We start from the raw sequence: 21,956 nt of genomic DNA on the forward strand, positions 1-21,956 counted from the left end.
ACGACGTTCAATCCCATACCACGATCGAATAAAATATTGGCGAGCTTAAACAGGCTATAGCCCAAAATCGTGCCAATATAGTGAATTTTCGCTTACTTTGGTTGAATAAATGACGCGGGTTTTGCGTCTTCGGGTAAGACCGGGAATGGCCACTCATGAATCCGTCATCAGGGCCAGTTCTTCAATTGTGGGCATTTGTTGTTAATACCTGCAGTGGCAGCTTGAATAAGGGTAAAATTGCTGAGGCTTAATATCAGCGATCATTGTTTATCCATTGCACCTGCCTGATACAAGGGCGTGACATCCTACCCCAGTTTTTTCGGTGTCATGGCAATCACTAATACACGATAATCTCCATTACAGAAGTGCTGTGCCGCAGCGAAACCAACACCATTGCAGTTATCCGTGATCACTGCATTATTCATGATATTTTTCCCATTTTTTACTGTTATTTTAATGGGTAGAGAATATCAACCTGAGCCTGTCAAAGTGACCCGTGAACGCTTTCGCGTGCGCCAGCCAAGTACCTTTACCTGATGGGTGGTATGTGATAAACCCTATGGGCTGAATGGATGGCATGGACAACTTAGAAATGGCGAATGATATACGCAGTTTACTGAACACCTTCAACGATGCGTTTTCGAATCAGTGTCTGGATCGGGTTATGGAGCATTTTGCTGACGAGTGCGAATTCCGAGAAATGAATGGTCATACTGCCCGAGGTAAACACAAGGTTCGTAACGCCATCAAATCAGTGTTTAGCGGTATGTACGGAAAATTAACCTTTATTGAAAAAAGTATGTTGGTTGATGAAGACAATAAAACAGCCAGTTTTGGGTGGTATTGTCAGCATGATATGCTACCAGTGGCAGGTATGTCGTTTAGCCAGAAGGTTATTGCCTCACTGATTAAGCTGCGTTTTGGTAAGTCGTTTCACTGGGAGGGTATGGATTATTTTGTGTTTGATGATGAGTTAAAGATTGTCAGTAAACAAAGTTATGGCCGTGCGGCGATACCAAAATTTATTTGCGGGCCTGCACCGCGTCAATGTGACTGATTGATTATGAGGAAGACCCGTGACTCTTTCTAAAAAACATCACCTCCCAAGCGGTGGCTTTCGCAATAATGACAAGATGGAAATGCATCACCGTTCGTTATGGAAAATTTTAAAATGGAAGTTATTTGAAAAATTACCGGAAAAAGTTTCGATTCCTATTGTGAAAGATGATCATTCGGTCTTTGAGTACTCAGATAAATCGCTGACAAGTTGGATTGGTCATGCGACTTTTTTGATTCGTCATCAGGGCATGAATATTATTACTGATCCTCATTTTTCTGAACGAGCATCGCCAGTGCAGTGGGCTGGGCCAAAGCGTTATTCACCTCCTGCGATAGATATTAATGCCCTACCTCATGTTGATGTGATATTGATTTCCCACGATCACTTCGATCATCTGGATCGACAATCTGTGTTGACGATCCAGAAAAGGCAGAAACACAACCCGCCGTTATTTATGTTGCCACTCGGATTAGGCCATTGGTTCAGCAGGCGGGGAATTGATAATTGGGTTGAACTGGATTGGTGGGAATCGCATACCCATCGTGGCTGGACGTTCACCGCAGTGCCGTGCCAACACTTTAGTGGCCGTTCCATCTTTCCTGACCGAACGCTCTGGTGTGGGTGGGTATTTGAAGCGCCTTCAGTATTTGCGAAACCGGGTAAACGCTTTTATTTTGCTGGAGACACTGGCTACAGCTCAGACTTTAAGGCTATTGGTGATCACTTTGGCTATATGGATATGGCCATGGTGCCCATTGGGGCCTATGAACCACGCTGGTTTATGAAAGAAATCCACGTTAACCCACAAGAGGCGGTGCGCATTCATCAGGATGTTGGCTCGCGCTTATCGCTGGCGATGCATTGGGGCAGCTTTATGCTCACCAACGAGCCGATGTTGCAGCCGCCGGAAGATCTACAGCTTGCCAAACGACAACAGAATGTTGCGGATAACGATTTTATTGTGATCAAGCCTGGAAAAATCACTGCTTTATTTGACGATTTATTATGACAAGGGCGGAGCTGGCATTCTCGACGGAATTGCTAAAGACTCTCGGCTCCTCTACTGTTTTGAAAATCGGGATGCTTATGCTGAAGCCTTAATATTGTCGTGGCTATTCTTTTGAAGGCAAAACCCAGCAACCAGGGTGGCAACCAGAGTTACACTGGCAAGCGTCACTGTTCCCATTTGTGGCAGTGAACCCACCAAACCACTGACTATTGTAGCCAGTAGCATTTCTATGAAGAAGATCAGTCCGGCAGCGGTGCCTGCATTGTTGATCATATGTTCGGTGGCTCTGGCCTGGCATAGGGGCATAAAGAGACCCAGTCCCAGCTCAAAGACAACCATACCAAACATATAACCCGGAATAGAGCTGCCATGACTCCACCAGGCAGTGGCAAAGGAAATGTTTGCACCTGCAGCCAGAGTGATCCAGGCAAGTCGAGTGCTTTTCTCACGTCCTAACCGGTCATTCAATTTGGGGCCATAGGTTGCACTGAAAAGGTAGCCCGCAATGGCTATCGCAAAAAGGAATCCATAAAATTTTGGAGCCAGGCCTAATTGGCTGATCATTACAAAAGGACCACCGGCGACAAAAACAAAAGCGCCAGAGAAGGCTGTGCCGGCAGCGATAGTGAACCGCAGATAGCGCCAGTCAGTTAATACGTCTTTATAGCCTGAGAGAATAGGGTGGCCAACGTGCCTGGGGATTTGATGTTTTTCAGGAATAAATAGCAGGCTCATCATCGCAATAATGGCCATAGCGCCCATGGCCAGAATGTTGTACTTCCAGCCTGCATATTCTTGAATAAATCCACCTGCGATGGGAGCCAGCATAGGGACCAGTGTCAGGCAGGCGCTGATATAGGACAACATCCTTACTTCCATTTTCTCTCGGAAATAATCTTTGGCCAAAATTCGGGCAACGGCAGTACCAAAGCAACCAAATACGGCCTGGGCAAAGCGTGCAGCTATGAACAGACCAATGTGATTGGTCAACAGGGTGGCAGCAGTGGCAAGCAGGTAGAGGGTATAACCCAGCATCAAGGTCTTTTTACGACCCAGGCGGTCAGCCAGCGGGCCCACTATGAGCATCGATATCGAAAAACCCAGCATAAAAATACCGATACTCCACTGGGTTGTAGCACTGTTACTGCCAAAATATTCTGTTATAGCCGGGAGAGAAGGTGAATAGATATCGATAGAGACCGGACCAACAATGGCAAACACTGTCAGTATCATCAGGACAGTAGTGGAGTGTTTTTCTATATCTAATGAGCTCATGGCTGCGACTCGTTCTACTGAAATTTATGCTGGAAGGGATAAGTTCGAAAGGTTCGAAGGAATTAATTGGCCCTTATTTTTAGGCAAAATTCCCCTTTAACCTGGAAAAAGAGCGCGAAGGGTACAGGCTTTTGAACAGGGTAACAATCGTATAATTTCACATAAGACTGGGGGCTCACGAAGCACTAAAGAGACAAGTACAGCAATGGGGTGTAACCTGCCGTCGTTGAAGCACAAGTCTTTAATACCTGACTAGCCCACTGGGGATTTCAACATAACGCTGAATGGCATAGAATGTCGACAGAATGTTGAGAGGGTTCTTGAGTTGAAGATTACATTTGCGGAAGCAGCACAAAAGTACCTTGCCACCCTGTTGGAGAAACAGAATGTGGAGGGTATTGGGGTGCGCCTGTTCGTTACCCAGCCCGGTACTCCTTATGCTGAAACCTGCCTTGCCTACTGTAAACCCGGAGAGGAAAAGGAAGGAGATCTGATTCTTGAGCTGGAATACTTCAATTGCCATGTAGAAGGAAAAAGTGAACAGTACCTGGAAGACGCTGTTGTTGATTTCTCCGAAGATAAACTGGGTGGCCAGCTGACTATCAAAGCACCGAATGCCAAATTGCCCCAAGTCAGTGAAGACAGTCCACTGGACGAGAAAATCAACTATTTCCTACAGACCGAAATCAATCCGGGGCTGGCTTCTCACGGTGGTGTTGTTTCTCTGGTTGAGATTGATGAGGATGTTGCTGTTTTGCAGTTTGGTGGTGGTTGCCAGGGCTGCAGTGCAGTAGATCTGACTTTGAAAGACGGTGTCGAGAAAACTCTGATTGAACGAATTCCTGAGTTGAAAGGCGTCAGGGATGTGACAGATCACAGCATTACCGAGAATGCCTACTTCAAGTAAAAGGCTGTCTGTCTTAAGAGCCGGTTTATAGACTAATGGCACTCCTATAAGCGAGTCCATTCTTTCCATAAACCGGTTTTTTGTGCGCTGGAAAATGGTAGAAATAGCGAATTAGCATCATTTTGCTATGTATGTACAATATACAATCATATTTATTGCTATTAACTGAAGTGAGGCTTCGTTCGAACTTTGAAACTCATATAAAAAAAGAGGGACTGACTGTTAATCAGTCCACATTTGTCTGGGAGGGTATGGCAATCAAGCAATTATCTGGCAGTAATGGGGTTGTCTAATTCCTCTTTGAAAGAACGATGGTTCAGAGCTTTCCCAGCTGTATATCTCTTCTCTGGATTGGCTTCCAGTAGCTTAGGCAAGAGTTCTAAAATCATGAAACGATGCCCGGATCGAGTCTCTCTTTCCAATGTTTTATTACAGGCATCTTTTAATGTTTCGGCATAATCAACGATGGCCTTTCTGGAAGTCTTCAGCTTACCGGTGTTTTGCAGGGTCTCAACTATGTGTCCATCAGTAATGCTCTGGCACTCTCCAGGAGCAATACAATGAGCCATAGAAGCCATAGTGACACCCAGCGCCCAAATATCACCAGCTGTCTCATACCCTTTTCGTGGGAGAAAGCTTCTGGTGGCAAAAGTTCTGGATGAGGAACGTTAAAGATCGTGTCAGAAAAGTATTTTACCCGGTTCATCATGGATTTATCATGAAGTGCAGCACTGTCCTGATGTTCGGTTGCCATGCCAAAACCATCGAATCTAATCTGGTTATTATCTTCAACAATACATTCTTTACTGACACGGCCGTGGGCAAAACTTTTGCTATGGATGTAAACCAGACATTCCAAAACGGGTTTTATTTTGTCTGTAAATGGTTTTAAGGACTCTCAGGCCTTAGGGCAGACCAGTGCTGCGAGTGATCCCGAATAGGCTTTGAATGTTTTTCCATCTGCCTCAACAAGGCTTGGTAAATAGCTGGCTCCTGTATCCTGTGTTCTTTTTTTTGGTGCAGCTTCTTCAAGTTTGATATTTCGCAAAAATGCGTAGAACCAACTTTCTTTATATTGTTTTTCCAGTGTGGGTAATTTATTGGTTGGTTGGGCTAGGCCGGGTGTAGGAAGGGCTTTCATGGTAATCGTCCTTGATTGATCAATATTCACACCATAGATGAAAATGTAAATAAAATGACTGTGCTGGATGATATTGCTAAAACAGTGCCTTGATTGATTTCTATCTTTGATTAGGATGTTGGGTTAACTCATTTTTTTCTATAAAAAAAATGGATTTCACTGGATTGGCATTAAATGAAGTCGAATCTCATTACACAGGCAGGCAAAGACAAGCTTGAAAAAGAGCTGCATGACCTCTGGCGGCATAAGAGACCGAAAGTGACTCAGGCAGTTTCTGAAGCTGCAGCGTTGGGTGACCGAAGTGAGAATGCAGAGTATAAGGAAGGGAAAAGACTGCTGAGAGAAATTGATCGAAGAATTCGCTTTCTCACCAGGCGGCTTGATGTTATCAAAGTGGTGGATTATTCACCTGAGCAGGAGGGCAAGGCTTTTTTTGGTGCCTGGGTAGAAGTCGAGAATGAGGAAGGAGAAGTGCTCCAATGCCGGATTGTGGGGTCTGATGAAATTGACGTCAAGCGAGGGCACATAACCGTTGATTCACCCATGGCCAGGGCTTTAATCGGTAAGCAGGTTGACGATGAAGTACTGGTCAGGACGCCGGAGGGAAACAAAATCTGGTTTATCAACAAGATACAATACAAGCCTTTCCATTGACTTTGATGACAATTTCGGTCCTGGATCTTGTAACCAGAGTTCATAACAAAAGCGCAGAGCCTTTTGCTGTATTTTTACCTATGTTGGTTTTAGGGTGTATGACAGTTGGCCATAAACGTATATCATAATGTGCCCTTTTTCGTAGTGTTTCTGGTTTTTCCAGTAAATAAAGAACCTGTGAAACGGTATAAGCAAGTCATACTGTCAAATTTCTTCGTTGCCAAGATCATCCAATCTTGCGGCTCCCAGTGTACACACTTGGTAGAAGCCAACCTTGATATTGAATCTCGCGCGGACCGCACACTGTGTACAGAAGTGTTACACGGTGCGCACCACTATAAAGTGCTGACCAATCACTTGCTGCCGGAAGTTTGCCTGATTTGTGCTGCTATCCTGGCTAGAAGAATCAGTAATATGCCAAAAAAGCGGTTGATTTCTTCCAGTTTTCCCGATGAAGTTTGTGTGGAAGTGCCAGAATCACAAATGGACCTATTATCTGGTCTGACAGAAGAGATAGATATACTTGGAACTAAAGAGGTCACACAAGGACATCAATTCGATTTGTTTTAAAGGATGCTGACACAGTCATAAACTGACCGTGTCAGACTGTTAATTATTCTGCAATTCTTGCAGGAAGTAGGTTTTTTAACTTCTCCCTCATATCACGCAGGCTTTTCTCTGTAGTTTCCCAGTCAATGCAGGCATCAGTAATCGATACACCGTATTTCAAGTCTTCAAGGTTTGCAGGCACTTTCTGGGCACCCCAGCCAATGTTGCTTTCTATCATGAGGCCCACAACAGATTTGTTGCCTTCGATAATCTGATTAGTCACGTTTTCCATGACCAAAGGCTGAAGCGCCGGGTCTTTGTTAGAGTTAGCGTGAGAGCAATCAACCATAACGTTTGGCTTGATGCCGGCATTCTCAAGCTCCTGCTCGCAAAGAGTTATGCTGACAGAGTCATAGTTGGGCTTGCCGTTACCACCGCGCAGAACAATGTGACCATATTGGTTCCCCTTGGTACGCGTGACAGCTACCTGACCATTGCCATCAATACCCAGGAAACGATGAGGATTGGATACTGAGTTCAGAGCGTTGATCGCTACTTCCAAGCCACCATCGGTACCGTTTTTGAAACCCACAGCCGAAGACAAACCACTGGCCATTTCACGGTGGGTCTGGGATTCAGTGGTCCGGGCACCAATAGCAGACCAGGATACCAGATCCTGCAGGTATTGTGGGGAGATAGGATCCAGAGCTTCGGTGGCAGAAGGCATACCAAGCTCGGCAACATCCATCAGCAGGCGACGGCCAGTGTGCAGACCTTCTTCAATCTTGAAGGTGTCATTGAGGTGTGGGTCGTTAATCAGACCTTTCCAGCCAACAGTGGTGCGTGGCTTTTCGAAATAGACGCGCATGACCAGATAGAGAGTGTCGCTAAGCTCATCTGCCAGTTTCTTTAGACGTCCGGCATAATCCATGGCCGCATCAACATCATGTATAGAGCAGGGGCCTACCACAACAAAAAGACGATGATCCTTGCCATCGAGAATATTGCGAATAACTTCACGGCCTTCGGAAACGGTTCGCTCAGCTGCCTCGCTCAGGGGAATTTCCTTTTTCAGCTGCTCTGGAGTGATCAGTAAGTCCTGAGATTCAATGTTCAGGTTTTCAATCGGTAATGCGGCCATTTGTTGCGCTCTCAACTTTGATTATTACTCCCTTCCGGGTTTGCGCCTTAGATTGCTCGCCCGGGTATGTATAAGTCGGGCTTGCAGAGTTCAGCGACGGTGATTCACTCTAATCAAGAACTGTGGCTGCTACAACCCTGTGAATAATAATTTTGCTTAATTTAAGTCGTTGCTACTATTGTGAAATCTTGCTGGTTTACATTAGGTAACGAATACCCAGCACCAGCAGAATAGTAGCCAGAATCATACGCATTATGTTCTCTGGCATGTATTTGCCAACTTTAGTGCCCAGATAAATGGCTGGGAGTGAACCAATCATCAGCGCTCCCAGAAGGTTAAAATCAACATTGCCCAGCAAGGTATGACCTATCCCGGCAACGAGGGTTAGTGGTACTGCATGTGCCAATTCAGTGCCGACTACTCTTACAGAAACCAGTGCAGGGTATATCAGTAAGAGAATTGCTGTTCCCAGTGCCCCGGCTCCTACAGATGACAGGGTGACCAGAACGCCCAGGACCATCCCCATAAATACGGTAAAGTACTTCAGTCTGTTTCCAGACAGCACTTTTCTGTTGTAAAACTGCATTTTTTTCAATTTGTTGCTAAATATAAGCACCAGTGCTGTTAAGGTAAGCATAAAGCCAAGGCAGGTAGTAAGTATCGGGCTATAATGATCGCTTCCAGTGAAAAGATATTTCAACAGGAATATAGTAGCCACAGTCGCTGGGATACTTCCCATACACAGTAGTTTGACGAGTCGCCAGTTAACACTATTTTGTCGATGATGAACCCAGACGCCACTGACTTTGGTCAGGGCGGCATACAACAGGTCTGTACCTATTGCTATGTGAGCCGGAAATCCAAATAAAAGGAGTAGCGGAGTCATCAGTGACCCGCCTCCTATGCCGGTTAAGCCAACGGCAAAGCCCACGCTGGCACCCGCTGAAATGTAGAGCAATGTGTCCATAAAATATGGTCTAAAGTTATAAGTAGCTCAGGCGATGTTTGAAATCATGATTAAAGCTGCATGATTCACTGGTAACTGTAGCGACCGGCTTGTATTCTTGGAAGTAATTAAATGATATTCTCTTATGCCGCTATGAACTAAGAGTGCTTATATTTTTTCACGCTATGGGTAGACGTTAGCTCGACCGGAGGCCATCAATGAAGCTGCAACAACTGCGCTATATCTGGGAGGTCGCTCACCATGATCTCAATGTATCCGCCACAGCGCAGAGTTTATATACCTCGCAACCTGGTATCAGCAAACAGATTCGTCTGCTTGAAGATGAACTGGGTGTTGAGGTGTTTGCCCGCAGCGGTAAACATCTGACCCGAATCACCCCGGCTGGTGAAAAAATTATAGAAACTGCGGGTGAAATTCTAAGAAAAGTCGAAAGCATCAAACAGGTGGCACAAGAGTTCAGTGATGAACGTAAAGGCTCTCTGTCCATTGCTACGACTCATACCCAGGCACGTTACGCGCTGCCTGACATCATCAATAACTTTATTTCCCAGTATCCAGATGTGTCCCTGCACATGCATCAGGGCGCTCCGATCCAGATTGCCGAGATGGCCGCTGACGGTGTTGTCGATTTTGCCATTGCGACCGAAGCGCTCGAACTCTTTAACGATCTGGTGATGATGCCCTGCTATCGCTGGAATCGCTGTGTGCTTGTCCCGAAAGATCATCCGCTGGCACAAGTATCTGAACTGACACTTCAGGATGTTGCCCGACATCCTTTGGTGACTTATGTATTTGGTTTTACAGGTCGTTCCAAGCTGGATGAGGCTTTTATGAATGAAGGCTTGTCGCCCAGAGTTGTCTTCACGGCAACCGATGCTGATGTCATTAAAACCTATGTAAGATTAAAGCTGGGTGTGGGGATTGTTGCGAAGATGGCCTATGACCCAGAGTTGGATTCCGACCTGGTTCCCCTGAATGCGGATCACCTGTTTGAACCCAGTGTCACCAAGATTGGTTTCAGAAGAGGGACCTTCCTGCGCGGATTTATGTATGACTTCATCCAGCATTTTGCGCCACATTTGACGAAAGAGGTTGTGCAGGAAGCGATTTCAAGACATAACAAAGCTGAGGTAGATGAACTGTTCTCTGGTGTTCAGCTACCCGATCACTGACTTTTATTTCCTTTGAAGTGGCGGCTGCATTACGCAGCCTGCCGATTCAGCACTTCCTTCACCAGCTTGAAGTAAACGGTGTAGACTCTCGGTTCCTGACCGTCTTCCTCAACTACAAAAAACGGAGCCTTGTCTACCTGGTAGTGATCGGCCAGAAGTGCACCCTCGCTCGAAGTTTCACCTTCCTTGGCAATCAGTACCTGGTCAATTTTTTCAAGGTGACCGGAGCTTTGTAGTCGCTCCAGAACTTCACTGCATTTTTTGCAGGGGCTACCGTCCGCCATTATTTTTTTGACCATGGTGATTTTCATCAAGAGACTCCTGTGGCTGGTTTGCGGTTTATTTTATTATGAAAACGTTGTTTTTTCTTCGCTCGTGGTTATTTATTCAAAGAAAGTTTCGAGAGCTGTCATCAGGTTTTTTACCTTGGTTATGGATTCCTGATATTCCTGGTGACAGTCTGAATCTGCAACAATGGCACCTCCACCCCAGCAGCGAAGCTTTTGATTATGAGCAACCAGAGTCCTGATGGTAATGCTGGTGTCCATCTTGTTGTTACAGCTGATATAGCCAATAGCGCCGCAGTATACGTTTCTGGCGACAGCTTCAAGTTCACGAATGATTTCCATGGACCTGATTTTTGGGGCGCCGGTGACTGAACCACCCGGGAAGGCACCTTCCATCAGTTCGAGAATGCTGTGTTCCTGACTCAGCTCACCGGTCACGGTGCTGACCAGGTGATGAACATTAGCATAACTTTCCAGCTCAAACAGTCTGGGAACGTTTATGCTTCCGGGCTTGCAGACTTTACCGAGATCGTTTCTCAGCAGGTCAACAATCATCAGATTCTCAGAGCGATCTTTTTCGCTAGCCAATAATTCTTCAGCATGGGTAAGATCTTCTTCAGGTGTTTCACCTCTGGGTCTTGTACCTTTTATGGGGTGAGTTTCTACCTTGGAATCAGTCACTTTTATAAAACGTTCTGGCGAGTGACTCAGAACAGTGACATCGAGATGAGACAGGTAAGCAGAATAGGGCGCTGGACTCACTTTCCTGAGATGTTTGTATGCCTGCCAGCAATCGCCATTGAATCGACTGGTAAATTCCTGTGTCAGATTTACTTCATAGGTATCACCTGCAAGTATGTAGTCCTGAACTTTATTGAAGGCGGATTCATACTCTGATTCGCTGATGGTAGTAGAAAATTTTTCCTGCAACTGAAATGGCGATGAATCCTCGAGGCCTGCTTTGTTATGGATGAGAGCAAGAATACTTTCCCGGTTACTCTCTGGCATATCAGGGTGACTGAAAAAGACGGTTTTTTGTTGATGGTGGTCGGAAATAATGGCCCAATGATAAAGACCTACGCTCATTAAAGGCGTTTCCAGCTGTCGAAACTGAATCCTTTCCGGCTCACTCAAACCGCAAAGCTCGTAGCCCCAAAATCCCATGGCGCCACCCGTGAAGGGTAATTCAGAGTGTTCTACTTCCGACATGGTTGCGAGTAAATTATCCAGAATCTTGAAAGGGGACCGATCGCTCTCAACCCGACTTTCACCGGATAGACGATTGATGGTCTTTATGCGGTAGTGGCTGTCTACAGTGACGACGGCCCAGGGATCAGCAGTGATGATGTCATAGCGATTGTGCTGCTCTTTCAAGGATGAGGAAGAGCAGCTGTCCAGATAACATGCCCAGGGTTGCTTGATAAAAGGCTCGAAATAAGGGCTGGAGTCACTCAGGTAGTCCAGTTCAACGATGAATAGCTCTTTCATAAAAGGCATAAAAATCCCGGGTCAGATCAGAGGCGCATTTTACCTTCAGAGTATTGTTGGCGCTACGGACTTTTCTGGTGTTTTATTGTTCAGGATTACTGTTTTCAAAGGCCGGTCAGGTTCTAAGAAATTAGTCTTAATTCAGTTGAAAGCAATATATCTTGCAAAAATTTTTGCCAATTTTCAGATTGTTAACAATAATCTGTATTTTGAAGCATTACTAATGTATAAATGGCTTAAAAAAAGAATATTGTAAACAATTCTTATGCCAGAAAAGTTCGCAAACAAGGACCCGGTTCGTGTTGGGACTCAGTCGCAAGAGGTGATGGGCCTGCTGATCGGAGATATTACTTCGGGTCGTTTAAGTCAGGGCAGCAGAATCTCAGAGCCAGAGCTTTCAAGAAAGTACGGTGTCGGGCGTGGTCCTCTTCGAGAAGCGCTCTTGAAACTTGAAGCTGCCGGTCTCGTTGTTCGTGCTCCTCATGTGGGTGCCAGGGTAGTCACTCTTAGCCAGAATGAGTTGTCAGAAATTTTTGCCGTTCGGGAAGCGCTTGAGGGCATGGCGGCTCGATTGGCAGCAATCCATATGTCCGATCAACAACTGCTGGATCTCGAATTCCTGCTTGAAACACATGCCAGCCATATTAATGAGCACAGTGGCCAGTCATACATTGATCAGGAGGGTGATCTGGATTTTCATTACCGTGTGATCCATGGTTCCTGCAATCAGAGGCTGATACGTTCGCTCTGTGATGAGCTCTATCATCTGATTCAAATGTACCGAAAAACTTCAGGTCGTCCTGCTCGTCCTGAAGAAGCGTTGACTGAGCATCAGATGATCTTCAGGGCTCTGAAAGACCGTGATGGTGAGTTGGCCGAAATGTTGATGCGCCGTCATATTGTCCGGGCCAGAAAAGAAATTGAACAATTCATTGACTCCAATCACCAGCATGAACGAATGAAATAACCTTTGCCCCAGGGGCGAAATATTTTTTCTGGATAAATAGAGGACGTGAAATGAGTGATAAAAACAACGCCCTTGGTCGACTGATCGCTAAAGAGGGCATTGTTACCGCGCCTGGTGTATACGATGGTATCTCTGCTCGTCTGGGTGAAGAAGCGGGCTTTTCTGCACTGTATGGAAGTGGTGGTGCTATAGCTCGAAGCACAGGTGTTCCCGATATTGGTCTGCTGACCTTGACTGAAGTGGTCGAACGTGTCCGTCAAATCTGTGAAGCCACTTCACTTCCCGTGATTGCCGATGCGGATACCGGTTTCGGTAACGAAGTAAATGTCAGACGCACCGTAGAACTTTTCAGAAGCGCCGGAGTGTGTGGCTTTCACCTGGAAGATCAGGAATTTCCAAAGCGTTGCGGGCATCTGGATGGCAAGTCTCTGGTGTCCAGTGAAGAAATGTGCAGGAAAGTTTCCATTGCTGCCAAATACGCCGGTGATGTCACTGTCATAGCGCGAACGGATGCTATTGCGGTAACCGGCTTTGACGATGCAATCGAACGGGTCAAGGCCTATGTTGATGCGGGAGCAGATATGTTGTTCGTCGAAGCTCCCCAGACTATTAAGCAGATAGAAGAGATCGCGAGACAGGCACCTGGCCCGAAACTGATCAATATGTTCTACAGTGGCAAGACACCGCTGGTACCTACAGAAGATCTTAGAGCAATGGGCTATCAACTGATCATCATTCCTTCCGATCTGCAGAGAGCTGCAGTGACTGCTATGCGTGAAGTGCTTGAAGTCATTAAGCGTGACGGCAACAGCGGTGCCATTGCCAATGGCATGATGACGTTTCAGGAACGTGAGCGACTGGTTAAGACCGAAGAATTTCTGAATCCTTAGTGATGACACCTATTCAATAAGAAGAACGGAGAACGATCGTGGCAGAAAAGACGCTTTCCATTAAGAAGCCCGGTGGTGCTGGCCTGCGTGGTCAGTCTGCTGGTGAAACTGCACTCTGCACCGTTGGTAAAACTGGTTCAGGTCTGACTTATCGCGGTTATGATATCAAGGAACTGGCTGACAAGGCACAGTTTGAAGAAGTGGCTTATCTGCTGCTTTACGGCAAGCTGCCCAATCAGTCCGAGCTGGAAGCCTATAAAACCCGTCTGAAAGGGATGCGTTCACTGCCTGATGCCCTGAAGGTGGTATTAGAGCAGGTTCCTGCGGGTGCGCACCCAATGGACGTTATGCGAACCGGTTGTTCAGTGTTGGGTAATCTGGAGACTGAGCATAGTTTCTCCGAACAACTGGATCACATCGATCGTATGCTGGCCATCTTCCCAGGCATGATCAATTATTGGTACAACTACAGTCATAAAGGCATTCGTATTAATGTAGATACCGAAGCTGATTCCATTGCTGAACAGTTCCTGTGGACTTTGCATGACAGCAAGCCAGAACCTCTGCACGTAAAGGTAATGCACGCTTCCCTGATCCTGTACGCCGAGCATGAATTTAATGCTTCCACCTTCACCGGCCGTGTCTGTGCTTCCACACTTTCTGACGTTCACAGCTGTGTAACGGCTGCGATTGGTTCTTTGCGTGGACCTCTGCATGGCGGTGCGAACGAAGCTGCCATGGCTATGATAGAGAACTGGCGCTCTGCCGATGAGGCAGAACGAAGCATCATGACCATGCTGGCTCGTAAGGATAAGATTATGGGCTTTGGCCATGCAATTTACCGTGAGTCTGACCCTCGTAACGCCATTATTAAAGAGTGGTCCAGAAAATTGTCTCAGCAGGTTGGCGATGAGTACTTGTATACTGTTTCCGAGCGTGTTGAAGCGGTCATGTGGCGCGAGAAGAAATTGTTCTGTAACGCTGACTTCTTTCACGCTTCTGCTTATCACTTTATGGGTATTCCAACCAAGCTGTTTACACCAATCTTTGTTTGTTCACGTGTTTCTGGCTGGACGGCACACGTTATGGAGCAACGTGCCAATAATCGTATTATCCGTCCTTCTGCTGACTACACAGGTCCGGAAACTGCCGAGTGGGTTGCGATCGAAGACCGTTTATAAAACAGAAGGCCTGAAGTTATGAACATTGCCTATCGCAAACCATTACGGGGAACTCAGCTGGATTATTTTGATACTCGTGCAGCCGTCGAAGCGATCCAGTCTGGTGCCTACGCAACTTTGCCATATACTTCCCGGGTTCTGGCTGAGCAGCTCGTTCGTCGCTGTGACCCCGAAACCCTGACGGATGCCCTGAAGCAAATCATAGAACGTAAGCGTGAGCTTGATTTTCCCTGGTATCCAGCCCGTGTCGTGTGTCATGACATTCTCGGCCAGACGGCTCTGGTTGATCTGGCTGGCCTTCGTGATGCGATTGCCGAACAGGGAGGTGATCCTGCCGAGGTTAATCCGGTTGTTCCCACGCAGTTGATTGTTGACCACTCTCTTGCTGTAGAGTTCGGAGGCTATGATCCGCAAGCTTTTGAAAAGAACCGTGCCATTGAAGATCGTCGTAATGAGGATCGCTTTCATTTTATTGAGTGGACCAAAACGGCTTTTAAAAATGTTGATGTTATCCCGGCGGGTAACGGCATCATGCACCAGATTAATCTGGAGAAAATGTCTCCGGTGATTCAGGCCCGTGATGGTGTCGCTTATCCGGACACCTGTGTGGGTACAGACAGCCATACGCCTCATGTTGATGCTTTGGGTGTTATTGCAATGGGTGTTGGTGGGCTGGAAGCTGAAACGGTTATGCTCGGGCGTCCTTCCATGATGCGTCTTCCAGAGATTATTGGTGTTGAGCTATCAGGCAAGCGCCAGCCCGGTATTACCGCAACCGATATTGTTCTGGCCATAACAGAGTTCCTGCGTAATGAGCGTGTTGTTTCTTCTTACCTCGAGTTCTTTGGTGAAGGTGCTGCGGATCTGACTATTGGTGACCGTGCCACTATTTCCAATATGACACCGGAGTTTGGTGCTTCTGCGAGCATGTTTTACATTGATGAGCAAACCATCGACTATCTAAAGCTTACAGGGCGTGAGCCGGAGCAGGTGACGCTGGTTGAAAATTATGCCAGGACAACCGGGCTCTGGGCTGATGATTTGAAAACTGCTGAATATGAGCGTGTACTCAGGTTTGACCTGTCCACTGTTGTTCGTAATATGGCGGGGCCATCAAACCCTCATCGTCGTCTGCCCACCTCTGAGCTGGCCAAGCGTGGCATTGCTGTAAATCTGGACAAAGCTCAGGCCGAAGAAAAAGCCGGTCTTCTGCCCGATGGTGCAGTGATCATTGCTGCGATCACCAGCTGTACTAATACCAGCAACCCTCGCAATGTTGTGGCTGCGGGCCTTGTTGCCAAAAAGGCGAATGAACTGGGTCTGGTGCGCAAGCACTGGGTTAAATCCTCTTTTGCGCCAGGCTCCAAAGTTGCCAGACTCTATCTTGAAGCGTCTGGTTTATTGCCTGAGCTTGAGAAACTGGGTTTTGGAATTGTCGCTTATGCCTGTACGACCTGTAACGGTATGAGTGGTGCCCTTGACCCGGACATCCAGAAAGAATTGATTGATCGCGACCTCTACTCTACAGCGGTATTATCTGGTAACCGAAACTTTGACGGCCGTATCCACCCCTATGCAAAGCAGGCCTTTCTGGCTTCTCCGCCTCTGGTAGTGGCATATGCCATTGCCGGTACCGTTCGTTTTGATATAGAAAAAGATGCACTCGGGACAGATAAATACGGCAATGACGTCACTCTGAAAGACATCTGGCCAAGTGATGAAGATATTGATGCGATCGTTGCTGAAAATGTGAAACCAGAGCAGTTTAACGAAGTTTACATCCCTATGTTTGATCTGGATAGGGTAGAAGAAGCCAGTAGTCCGCTTTACGACTGGCGTCCAATGAGTACTTATATCCGTCGCCCTCCTTACTGGGAAGGAGTGCTGACTGGTGAGCGAACACTGAAGGGTATGCGTCCTCTGGCACTTTTGGGTGACAACATTACTACCGATCACCTGTCACCATCGAATGCCATTCTGGCGAGTTCTGCGGCTGGTGAATATCTGGCGAAAATGGGATTGCCTGAAGAAGATTACAACTCCTATGCCACACACCGTGGTGACCATTTGACCGCGCAGCGAGCGACCTTTGCTAATCCGAAACTGCTCAACGAAATGTGTCTGGATGACAGAGGCGCGGTGAAACAGGGTTCCCTTGCCCGTATTGAGCCTGAAGGTAAAGAAACCCGTATGTGGGAAGCGATTGAAACCTACATGAATCGCAAGCAACCACTGGTTATTGTTGCGGGTGCCGACTATGGCCAGGGGTCGTCCCGTGACTGGGCTGCGAAAGGGGTTCGTCTTGCCGGCGTTGAAGCTATTGTGGCTGAAGGTTTTGAACGTATCCACAGGACCAACCTGGTGGGTATGGGGGTTCTGCCACTTGAATTCAAGGATGGCACTACCCGTAAAACTCTGGGTCTGGACGGTACTGAAACTTATGATGTTCTGGGTGAGCCTGCTCCACGAGCGAATCTGACGCTGCTGATTCATCGTGCCAATGGTGAAACCTTGGAAGTAACTGTGACCTGTCGCCTTGATACACAAGAAGAAGTTTCTGTATACGCTGCTGGTGGTGTACTACAGCGATTTGCCAAAGACTTTCTGGAGGGCAAATAAGAATGTCGCATGTGCCTCAGATCAGGATACCAGCCAGTTATATTCGGGGTGGCACCAGTAAAGGAGTCTTCTTCACTCTGGAGGACCTCCCTGAGCGGGCGCAGATTCCCGGCGAAGTCCGGGATAACCTGTTGCTGCGGGTGATTGGCAGTCCCGATCCTTATGAAAAGCACACTGATGGAATGGGCGGGGCTACTTCGAGTACCAGTAAAATTGTCATTCTTTCTAAAAGCCGTCAGCCAGATCACGATGTGGATTACCTGTTCGGCCAAGTTTCCATTGATAAGCCTTTCATAGACTGGAGTGGCAACTGTGGCAACCTGACTGCTGCTGTTGGTGCTTTTGCCATCAGTAGAGGTCTGGTTGATCCCCGCCGTGTTCCGGAAAATGGTGTTTCCATGGTGCGCATCTGGCAGTCCAACATCAAAAAGACCATTGTTGCCCATGTGCCTGTCATCAATGGGGAGGTTCAGGAGACTGGGGACTTTGAGCTGGATGGTGTGACCTTTCCGGCGGCAGAAATTCAGGTGGAGTTTCTTGATCCAGCCGACGGCGATGGCGTTATGTTCCCAACGGGTAACCTGATTGATGATCTGGAAGTTCCCTCTCATGTTATAGAGAGTGGGACGCTGAAAGCTACGTTGATTAATGCGGGTATTCCAACCATTTTCCTGAATGCGCAAGAGCTGGGTTACTCCGGAGTCGAGTTGCAGGAAGCCATCAATAGTGATGAAGAGGCAGTGGCACGTTTTGAAACCATTCGTGCTCATGGTGCTGTCCGGATGGGGCTCATTGACCATGTGGATGGAGCTGCAAAACGTCAGCACACTCCCAAGGTTGCTTTTGTCGCCAGGCCTGCCCCATATACCACATCCAGTGGTAAAGAGATCAAAATGGATGATATTGATCTATTGGTGAGAGCCTTATCCATGGGCAAGCTTCACCACGCCATGATGGGAACTGCCGCAGTAGCCATCGCCACTGCAGCCGCTATTCCCGGAACATTGGTAAACCTGGCTGCAGGTGGTGGTGAACGCAATACGGTTCGTTTCGGGCACCCTTCTGGCGTCTTGCGAGTTGGCGCGGAAGCTGCCCTGGAAAAGGGAGACTGGACAGCGAAAAAAGCTATTATGAGCCGCAGTGCCCGGGTTCTGATGGAAGGCTGGGTAAGAGTCCCCGGGGATTCTTTTTAATTTGACAATCAAAACTCCATCGAATGTTACTTCAGCCGTCGTTTGAGGTGAGCAAGATCCATAATACGAGTAGAAATTTCTTCAACAGAGTAATCAGTACTGTTGATGTAGGGAATACGTTCCTTGCGATAAATCTGCTCAATCGTATGGATTTCAAACTGACATTGCTGGCTGGATGAATAGCGTGAGTTTGGCCGTCTTTCGTGGCGAATACCAGCCAGACGACCGGGATGAATCGTCAGGCCAAACAATTTGTCCCTGTGTGGCTGCAAGGGTTTGGGGAGCCTGAGCGGTTCATCCAGATCTTCTTCTGTGATCGGATAGTTCGCTGCGAATATGCCAAACTGCAGGCCCAGGTAAATGCAGGACGGGGTTTTACCACTTCTGGAGGCCCCCAGCAGAATAATATCTGCCTTGTCATAATTTCTTGTTTTTGCACCGTCATCATTATCAAGAGCGAACTGAACAGCTTCTATACGTCGGTGGTAAATGTGGCTGTGAGTTGTGGAACGTTTTTTGCCCGTTCTATAGAGGGGGTGTTGACCGAACTCATGCTCAAGACCCGGCAGAAAAGTTTCGAAGAGGTCTATTATATAAGCACCACTGGTGTGGAGTATGCGACTGACGTCTTCATTCAGAACTGTCATGAAGACGACAGGTCTTATCTGTTCTACTTTGTGAATGCTGTGAATCTTTTCAATCAGCTGAATGGTTTTTACAGTGGAATCTATATAAGGGAAGGTAACATGTTGAAACTCATAGCCTTCAAACTGCGCGAGGAGACTCTGTCCGAACGATTCTGCAGTGATTCCTGTGCCATCTGAGACGAAAATTGCCGTTCTTTTCACTTTTTTTCCTTCAAGGTATTTCATTTTATAACAAAATCTAACATAGTGTACCTACCGTAACACGGAAGCGATAGGCTGGACTGAATCTGGTATAACAGACGTTTGTCTTTTGTACAAAAAAGCCAAGAGTTGGCCATAAGCATACAAGCACGCCTGGCTAACCGAAACAGCCATAAGCAGATAGAAAAGAGCGGGGAATGCTGCTTTGAATAATTTTGTAGTAGGCCTGGAAACTCTGGGCATGGGAGACGTCGAAAAAGTCGGCGGCAAGAACGCCTCTTTAGGCGAGATGATCAGTGGCTTAAGCAAGGCCGGGGTAAAAGTCCCGGGTGGTTTTGCAACAACGGCCGAGGCTTATCGGGACTTTCTCGATGGCAACGGACTTTATCAAAGAATTCATAGCCTGTTGGATGACCTGGACATCAATGATATACGGGCGCTGACCACTGCTGGCGCTAAAATCCGTCGCTGGATTATGGAGGAACCTTTCAGGCCGGAACTGGAAGAGTCCATTATTAAAGCTTACCAGTCTCTTTCCGGGAGTGATGACCTGCCAGTAGCGGTCCGCTCGTCAGCGACTGCGGAAGACCTTCCCGATGCCTCTTTTGCAGGTCAACAAGAGACTTTTCTGAATATTCGCGGTGCAAAAAACGTGCTGATTGCTGTTCGCGAAGTGTTTGCCTCGCTCTTTAACGATCGTGCTATTGCTTACCGTGTTCATCAGGGCTTTGATCACAGGAATGTAGCACTGTCTGCCGGTATTCAGAGAATGGTGCGCAGCGAGACCGGTTCTTCCGGGGTTCTGTTCTCTCTGGATACAGAGTCCGGTTTTGATCAGGCCGTGTTTATTACGGCTTCTTACGGTTTGGGTGAGACAGTTGTTCAGGGTGCTGTTAATCCGGATGAATTTTACGTCTATAAGCCTGCTGTCAAAGCTGGACGTCCCGGTATTCTGAGACGTACTCTGGGCAGCAAGGCGATCAAGATGATCTATGGCCACAGCGGTTCGGCAGGTCGTTCGGTAGAAACGGTAGATGTGGATCTGGATGCCAGAGGGCAGTTTTCAATCAACGATGAGGATGTCACTGAGTTGTGCCGTCAGGCCATGGCTATTGAAGCGCATTACGGTTGTCCAATGGATGTTGAATGGGCTAAAGATGGTGATGATCAGCAGCTCTACATTGTTCAGGCTCGTCCTGAAACGGTACAAAGCCAGAGCAGTGGCAGAAAGCTGGAAAGCTTCATCCTTAAAGAGAAGGGCGAATTGCTGGCTGAAGGTCGCAGTATTGGCCAGAAAATCGGTCAGGGTAGAGTTCGCCTGATCGAAGATATTGATGAGATGGACAAGGTTCAGGAAGGCGATGTTCTGGTCACTGATATGACTGATCCTGATTGGGAACCAGTTATGAAGCGGGCTTCTGCCATCGTGACTAACCGGGGTGGCAGAACCTGTCATGCAGCCATTATTGCTCGTGAGTTGGGTATTCCTGCGGTTGTGGGTTGTGGCGATGCGACCTTCAGGCTCAGGGAAGGTACTCCTGTAACCGTTTCTTGTGCAGAAGGGGATACCGGTTTTATATACGAGGGCCTTTTAAACTTCGAGCACAAGGTTCGTGATCTGGATGTCATGCCGGAGTTGCCTTTCAAGCTGATGATGAACGTAGGTAATCCGGATCGTGCTTTCAGTTTCTCTCGTACACCCAACAAAGGTGTAGGTCTGGCAAGACTTGAATTCATCATCAACAAAATGATTGGTGTGCATCCGAAAGCCCTGCTGAATTTTGACAAGCTGCCTGTGGATGTGAAGCGACAGGTAGGTGAGCGCATATCAGGCTACAGCAGTCCGGTAGACTTTTATGTTGAAAAACTGGTTGAGGGAGTCTCCACCATTGCGGCCGCCTTTGCACCGGAAAAGGTCATTGTTCGTCTGTCTGACTTCAAGTCTAATGAGTACTTCAATCTGGTGGGTGGTCACCTCTATGAGCCCAATGAAGAGAACCCAATGTTGGGTTTCCGGGGGGCATCACGCTATATTTCTGAAGATTTTCAGGATTGTTTCGAACTCGAATGCCGGGCTATGAAGCGGGTGCGTGATGAAATGGGGCTGACCAATGTTGAGCTGATGGTACCTTTTGTCAGAACCCCGGAAGAAGCGGGTCAGGTCGTTTCCATCATGGAGAAGTTTGGCCTGAAGCGAGGTGAAAACGGTCTTCGAGTCATCATGATGTGCGAGTTGCCTTCTAATGCGTTGATGGCCGATGACTTCCTGCAATACTTTGATGGTTTCTCCATTGGCTCTAATGATATGACTCAGCTGACATTGGGTCTGGACAGGGATTCTGGCCTGATAGCCCATCTCTTTGATGAGCGTAATCCTGCTATCAAGCAGTTATTGTCGATGGCTATTCAGGCTTGTAGAAGGCAGGGTAAGTATGTGGGTATCTGTGGACAGGGTCCGAGTGACCATCCTGACTTCGCCAAATGGTTGATGGAAGAGGGTATAGAGACTGTATCTCTTAATCCGGATTCTGTGCTGGAAACCTGGCTGTACCTTGCTGACAATGAGTCTCAATAGCGATGAACCCTAAATGAAGCCCGTAATGCGGGC

The 21,956-nt window shown here is 47.4% G+C and carries 20 protein-coding genes; 12 read left to right on the forward strand and 8 right to left on the reverse strand.

Translation table 11 applies throughout. The features are described 5' to 3' along the window. The first annotated feature begins 577 nt into the window (after window positions 1–577). The gene (locus ACOMG9_RS11470; RefSeq protein ID WP_448216994.1) at window positions 578–1,057 is read left to right on the forward strand and encodes a nuclear transport factor 2 family protein; all 480 of its coding nucleotides are present in this window, start codon (window positions 578–580) and stop codon (window positions 1,055–1,057) included. 19 nt (window positions 1,058–1,076) lie between these two features. Next, window positions 1,077–2,069 carry an MBL fold metallo-hydrolase gene (locus ACOMG9_RS11475; protein ID WP_448216995.1) on the forward strand — a complete coding sequence of 331 codons (993 nt, stop codon included), beginning with the start codon at window positions 1,077–1,079 and terminating at the stop codon, window positions 2,067–2,069. A 75-nt stretch (window positions 2,070–2,144) separates the two neighbouring features. Here the strand turns inward: ACOMG9_RS11475 and ACOMG9_RS11480 are convergent, their stop codons facing one another. Then, window positions 2,145–3,344 carry a multidrug effflux MFS transporter gene (locus ACOMG9_RS11480; protein WP_494530271.1) on the reverse strand — a complete coding sequence of 400 codons (1,200 nt, stop codon included), beginning with the start codon at window positions 3,342–3,344 and terminating at the stop codon, window positions 2,145–2,147. A 325-nt stretch (window positions 3,345–3,669) separates the two neighbouring features. Between ACOMG9_RS11480 and nfuA the strand changes: the two genes are divergently transcribed. Then, window positions 3,670–4,251 carry a Fe-S biogenesis protein NfuA gene (nfuA, locus tag ACOMG9_RS11485; RefSeq protein WP_422133664.1) on the forward strand — a complete coding sequence of 194 codons (582 nt, stop codon included), beginning with the start codon at window positions 3,670–3,672 and terminating at the stop codon, window positions 4,249–4,251. Between the two features lie 266 nt (window positions 4,252–4,517). Here the strand turns inward: nfuA and ACOMG9_RS11490 are convergent, their stop codons facing one another. Together ACOMG9_RS11490 and ACOMG9_RS11495 are read right to left on the reverse strand one after the other, a co-directional pair. Then, window positions 4,518–4,829 carry a hypothetical protein gene (locus ACOMG9_RS11490; RefSeq protein ID WP_448216997.1) on the reverse strand — a complete coding sequence of 104 codons (312 nt, stop codon included), beginning with the start codon at window positions 4,827–4,829 and terminating at the stop codon, window positions 4,518–4,520. 320 nt (window positions 4,830–5,149) lie between these two features. Then, window positions 5,150–5,392, reverse strand: a complete 243-nt coding sequence (locus ACOMG9_RS11495) for a hypothetical protein (protein ID WP_448216998.1) — start codon at window positions 5,390–5,392, stop codon at window positions 5,150–5,152. Between the two features lie 174 nt (window positions 5,393–5,566). Here ACOMG9_RS11495 and greB point away from each other — a divergent pair, with 174 nt between their 5' ends. Together greB and ACOMG9_RS11505 are read left to right on the forward strand one after the other, a co-directional pair. Next, window positions 5,567–6,046, forward strand: a complete 480-nt coding sequence (gene greB, locus ACOMG9_RS11500) for a transcription elongation factor GreB (protein WP_422133666.1) — start codon at window positions 5,567–5,569, stop codon at window positions 6,044–6,046. Window positions 6,047–6,151: 105 nt separating this feature from the next. Continuing rightward, the gene (locus ACOMG9_RS11505) at window positions 6,152–6,616 is read left to right on the forward strand and encodes a hypothetical protein (RefSeq protein WP_494530272.1); all 465 of its coding nucleotides are present in this window, start codon (window positions 6,152–6,154) and stop codon (window positions 6,614–6,616) included. A 43-nt stretch (window positions 6,617–6,659) separates the two neighbouring features. Here ACOMG9_RS11505 and ACOMG9_RS11510 read toward each other — a convergent pair whose 3' ends face one another. Beyond that, window positions 6,660–7,736 (reverse strand): 3-deoxy-7-phosphoheptulonate synthase, encoded by a 1,077-nt coding sequence (locus ACOMG9_RS11510; protein WP_448217000.1) that lies wholly within the window; start codon window positions 7,734–7,736, stop codon window positions 6,660–6,662. 196 nt (window positions 7,737–7,932) lie between these two features. Next, on the reverse strand, window positions 7,933–8,703 hold the full coding sequence (locus ACOMG9_RS11515; protein WP_422133669.1) for a sulfite exporter TauE/SafE family protein: 771 nt from the start codon (window positions 8,701–8,703) through the stop codon (window positions 7,933–7,935). A 197-nt stretch (window positions 8,704–8,900) separates the two neighbouring features. Here ACOMG9_RS11515 and cysB point away from each other — a divergent pair, with 197 nt between their 5' ends. Then, entirely contained in the window at window positions 8,901–9,875 is a 975-nt protein-coding gene (cysB, locus tag ACOMG9_RS11520) for an HTH-type transcriptional regulator CysB (RefSeq protein WP_494530273.1), read from the forward strand. A 29-nt stretch (window positions 9,876–9,904) separates the two neighbouring features. On the opposite strand, the gene ACOMG9_RS11525 is transcribed toward cysB, so the two are convergent. Beyond that, complete coding sequence (locus ACOMG9_RS11525) at window positions 9,905–10,186, reverse strand: hypothetical protein (RefSeq protein ID WP_422133671.1); 282 nt, start codon at window positions 10,184–10,186, stop codon at window positions 9,905–9,907. Window positions 10,187–10,258: 72 nt separating this feature from the next. Continuing rightward, window positions 10,259–11,650, reverse strand: a complete 1,392-nt coding sequence (pabB, locus tag ACOMG9_RS11530; RefSeq protein ID WP_422408958.1) for an aminodeoxychorismate synthase component I — start codon at window positions 11,648–11,650, stop codon at window positions 10,259–10,261. A gap of 265 nt (window positions 11,651–11,915) precedes the next feature. Here pabB and ACOMG9_RS11535 point away from each other — a divergent pair, with 265 nt between their 5' ends. From ACOMG9_RS11535 to prpF, 5 genes are read left to right on the forward strand one after another with little or no spacing between them, the layout of a single operon-like run. Next, window positions 11,916–12,617, forward strand: coding sequence for a GntR family transcriptional regulator (locus tag ACOMG9_RS11535; RefSeq protein ID WP_422452278.1), 702 nt, complete (start codon window positions 11,916–11,918; stop codon window positions 12,615–12,617). Between the two features lie 50 nt (window positions 12,618–12,667). Next, window positions 12,668–13,507 (forward strand): isocitrate lyase/PEP mutase family protein, encoded by an 840-nt coding sequence (locus tag ACOMG9_RS11540; RefSeq protein ID WP_448217002.1) that lies wholly within the window; start codon window positions 12,668–12,670, stop codon window positions 13,505–13,507. Window positions 13,508–13,545: 38 nt separating this feature from the next. Then, on the forward strand, window positions 13,546–14,688 hold the full coding sequence (gene prpC / locus ACOMG9_RS11545) for a bifunctional 2-methylcitrate synthase/citrate synthase (protein ID WP_422137917.1): 1,143 nt from the start codon (window positions 13,546–13,548) through the stop codon (window positions 14,686–14,688). 18 nt (window positions 14,689–14,706) lie between these two features. Continuing rightward, on the forward strand, window positions 14,707–17,307 hold the full coding sequence (gene acnD, locus ACOMG9_RS11550) for a Fe/S-dependent 2-methylisocitrate dehydratase AcnD (protein WP_448217003.1): 2,601 nt from the start codon (window positions 14,707–14,709) through the stop codon (window positions 17,305–17,307). A gap of 2 nt (window positions 17,308–17,309) precedes the next feature. Then, entirely contained in the window at window positions 17,310–18,500 is a 1,191-nt protein-coding gene (gene prpF, locus ACOMG9_RS11555; protein WP_448217004.1) for a 2-methylaconitate cis-trans isomerase PrpF, read from the forward strand. 26 nt (window positions 18,501–18,526) lie between these two features. On the opposite strand, the gene ppsR is transcribed toward prpF, so the two are convergent. Then, window positions 18,527–19,348: a posphoenolpyruvate synthetase regulatory kinase/phosphorylase PpsR gene (ppsR, locus tag ACOMG9_RS11560; protein WP_422133678.1), complete on the reverse strand. Its 822-nt coding sequence runs from the start codon at window positions 19,346–19,348 to the stop codon at window positions 18,527–18,529. A 205-nt stretch (window positions 19,349–19,553) separates the two neighbouring features. On the opposite strand from ppsR, the gene ppsA reads away from it, so the two are divergent. Next, a complete protein-coding gene (gene ppsA, locus ACOMG9_RS11565) occupies window positions 19,554–21,923 on the forward strand; it encodes a phosphoenolpyruvate synthase (protein ID WP_422137920.1) in 2,370 nt (789 codons plus the stop codon). Window positions 21,924–21,956: the final 33 nt, after the last annotated feature.

This window comes from Endozoicomonas sp. PH6C (assembly GCF_059322965.1).

Excerpts from the sequence above, each read along its gene's own strand:
- ACOMG9_RS11495 (WP_448216998.1), bottom strand. The coding sequence starts at position 5,392 with ATGAAAGCCCTTCCTACACCCGGCCTAGCCCAACCAACCAATAAATTA.
- ACOMG9_RS11525 (WP_422133671.1), bottom strand. The coding sequence starts at position 10,186 with ATGAAAATCACCATGGTCAAAAAAATAATGGCGGACGGTAGCCCCTGC.
- ACOMG9_RS11540 (WP_448217002.1), top strand. The coding sequence starts at position 12,668 with ATGAGTGATAAAAACAACGCCCTTGGTCGACTGATCGCTAAAGAGGGC.
- prpF (WP_448217004.1), top strand. The coding sequence starts at position 17,310 with ATGTCGCATGTGCCTCAGATCAGGATACCAGCCAGTTATATTCGGGGT.
- pabB (WP_422408958.1), bottom strand. The coding sequence starts at position 11,650 with ATGAAAGAGCTATTCATCGTTGAACTGGACTACCTGAGTGACTCCAGC.
- ACOMG9_RS11515 (WP_422133669.1), bottom strand. The coding sequence starts at position 8,703 with ATGGACACATTGCTCTACATTTCAGCGGGTGCCAGCGTGGGCTTTGCC.
- ACOMG9_RS11480 (WP_494530271.1), bottom strand. The coding sequence starts at position 3,344 with ATGAGCTCATTAGATATAGAAAAACACTCCACTACTGTCCTGATGATA.
- ACOMG9_RS11510 (WP_448217000.1), bottom strand. The coding sequence starts at position 7,736 with ATGGCCGCATTACCGATTGAAAACCTGAACATTGAATCTCAGGACTTA.
- greB (WP_422133666.1), top strand. The coding sequence starts at position 5,567 with ATGAAGTCGAATCTCATTACACAGGCAGGCAAAGACAAGCTTGAAAAA.
- acnD (WP_448217003.1), top strand. The coding sequence starts at position 14,707 with ATGAACATTGCCTATCGCAAACCATTACGGGGAACTCAGCTGGATTAT.
- ACOMG9_RS11470 (WP_448216994.1), top strand. The coding sequence starts at position 578 with ATGGACAACTTAGAAATGGCGAATGATATACGCAGTTTACTGAACACC.
- ACOMG9_RS11490 (WP_448216997.1), bottom strand. The coding sequence starts at position 4,829 with ATGGCTTCTATGGCTCATTGTATTGCTCCTGGAGAGTGCCAGAGCATT.
- ACOMG9_RS11535 (WP_422452278.1), top strand. The coding sequence starts at position 11,916 with ATGCCAGAAAAGTTCGCAAACAAGGACCCGGTTCGTGTTGGGACTCAG.
- cysB (WP_494530273.1), top strand. The coding sequence starts at position 8,901 with ATGAAGCTGCAACAACTGCGCTATATCTGGGAGGTCGCTCACCATGAT.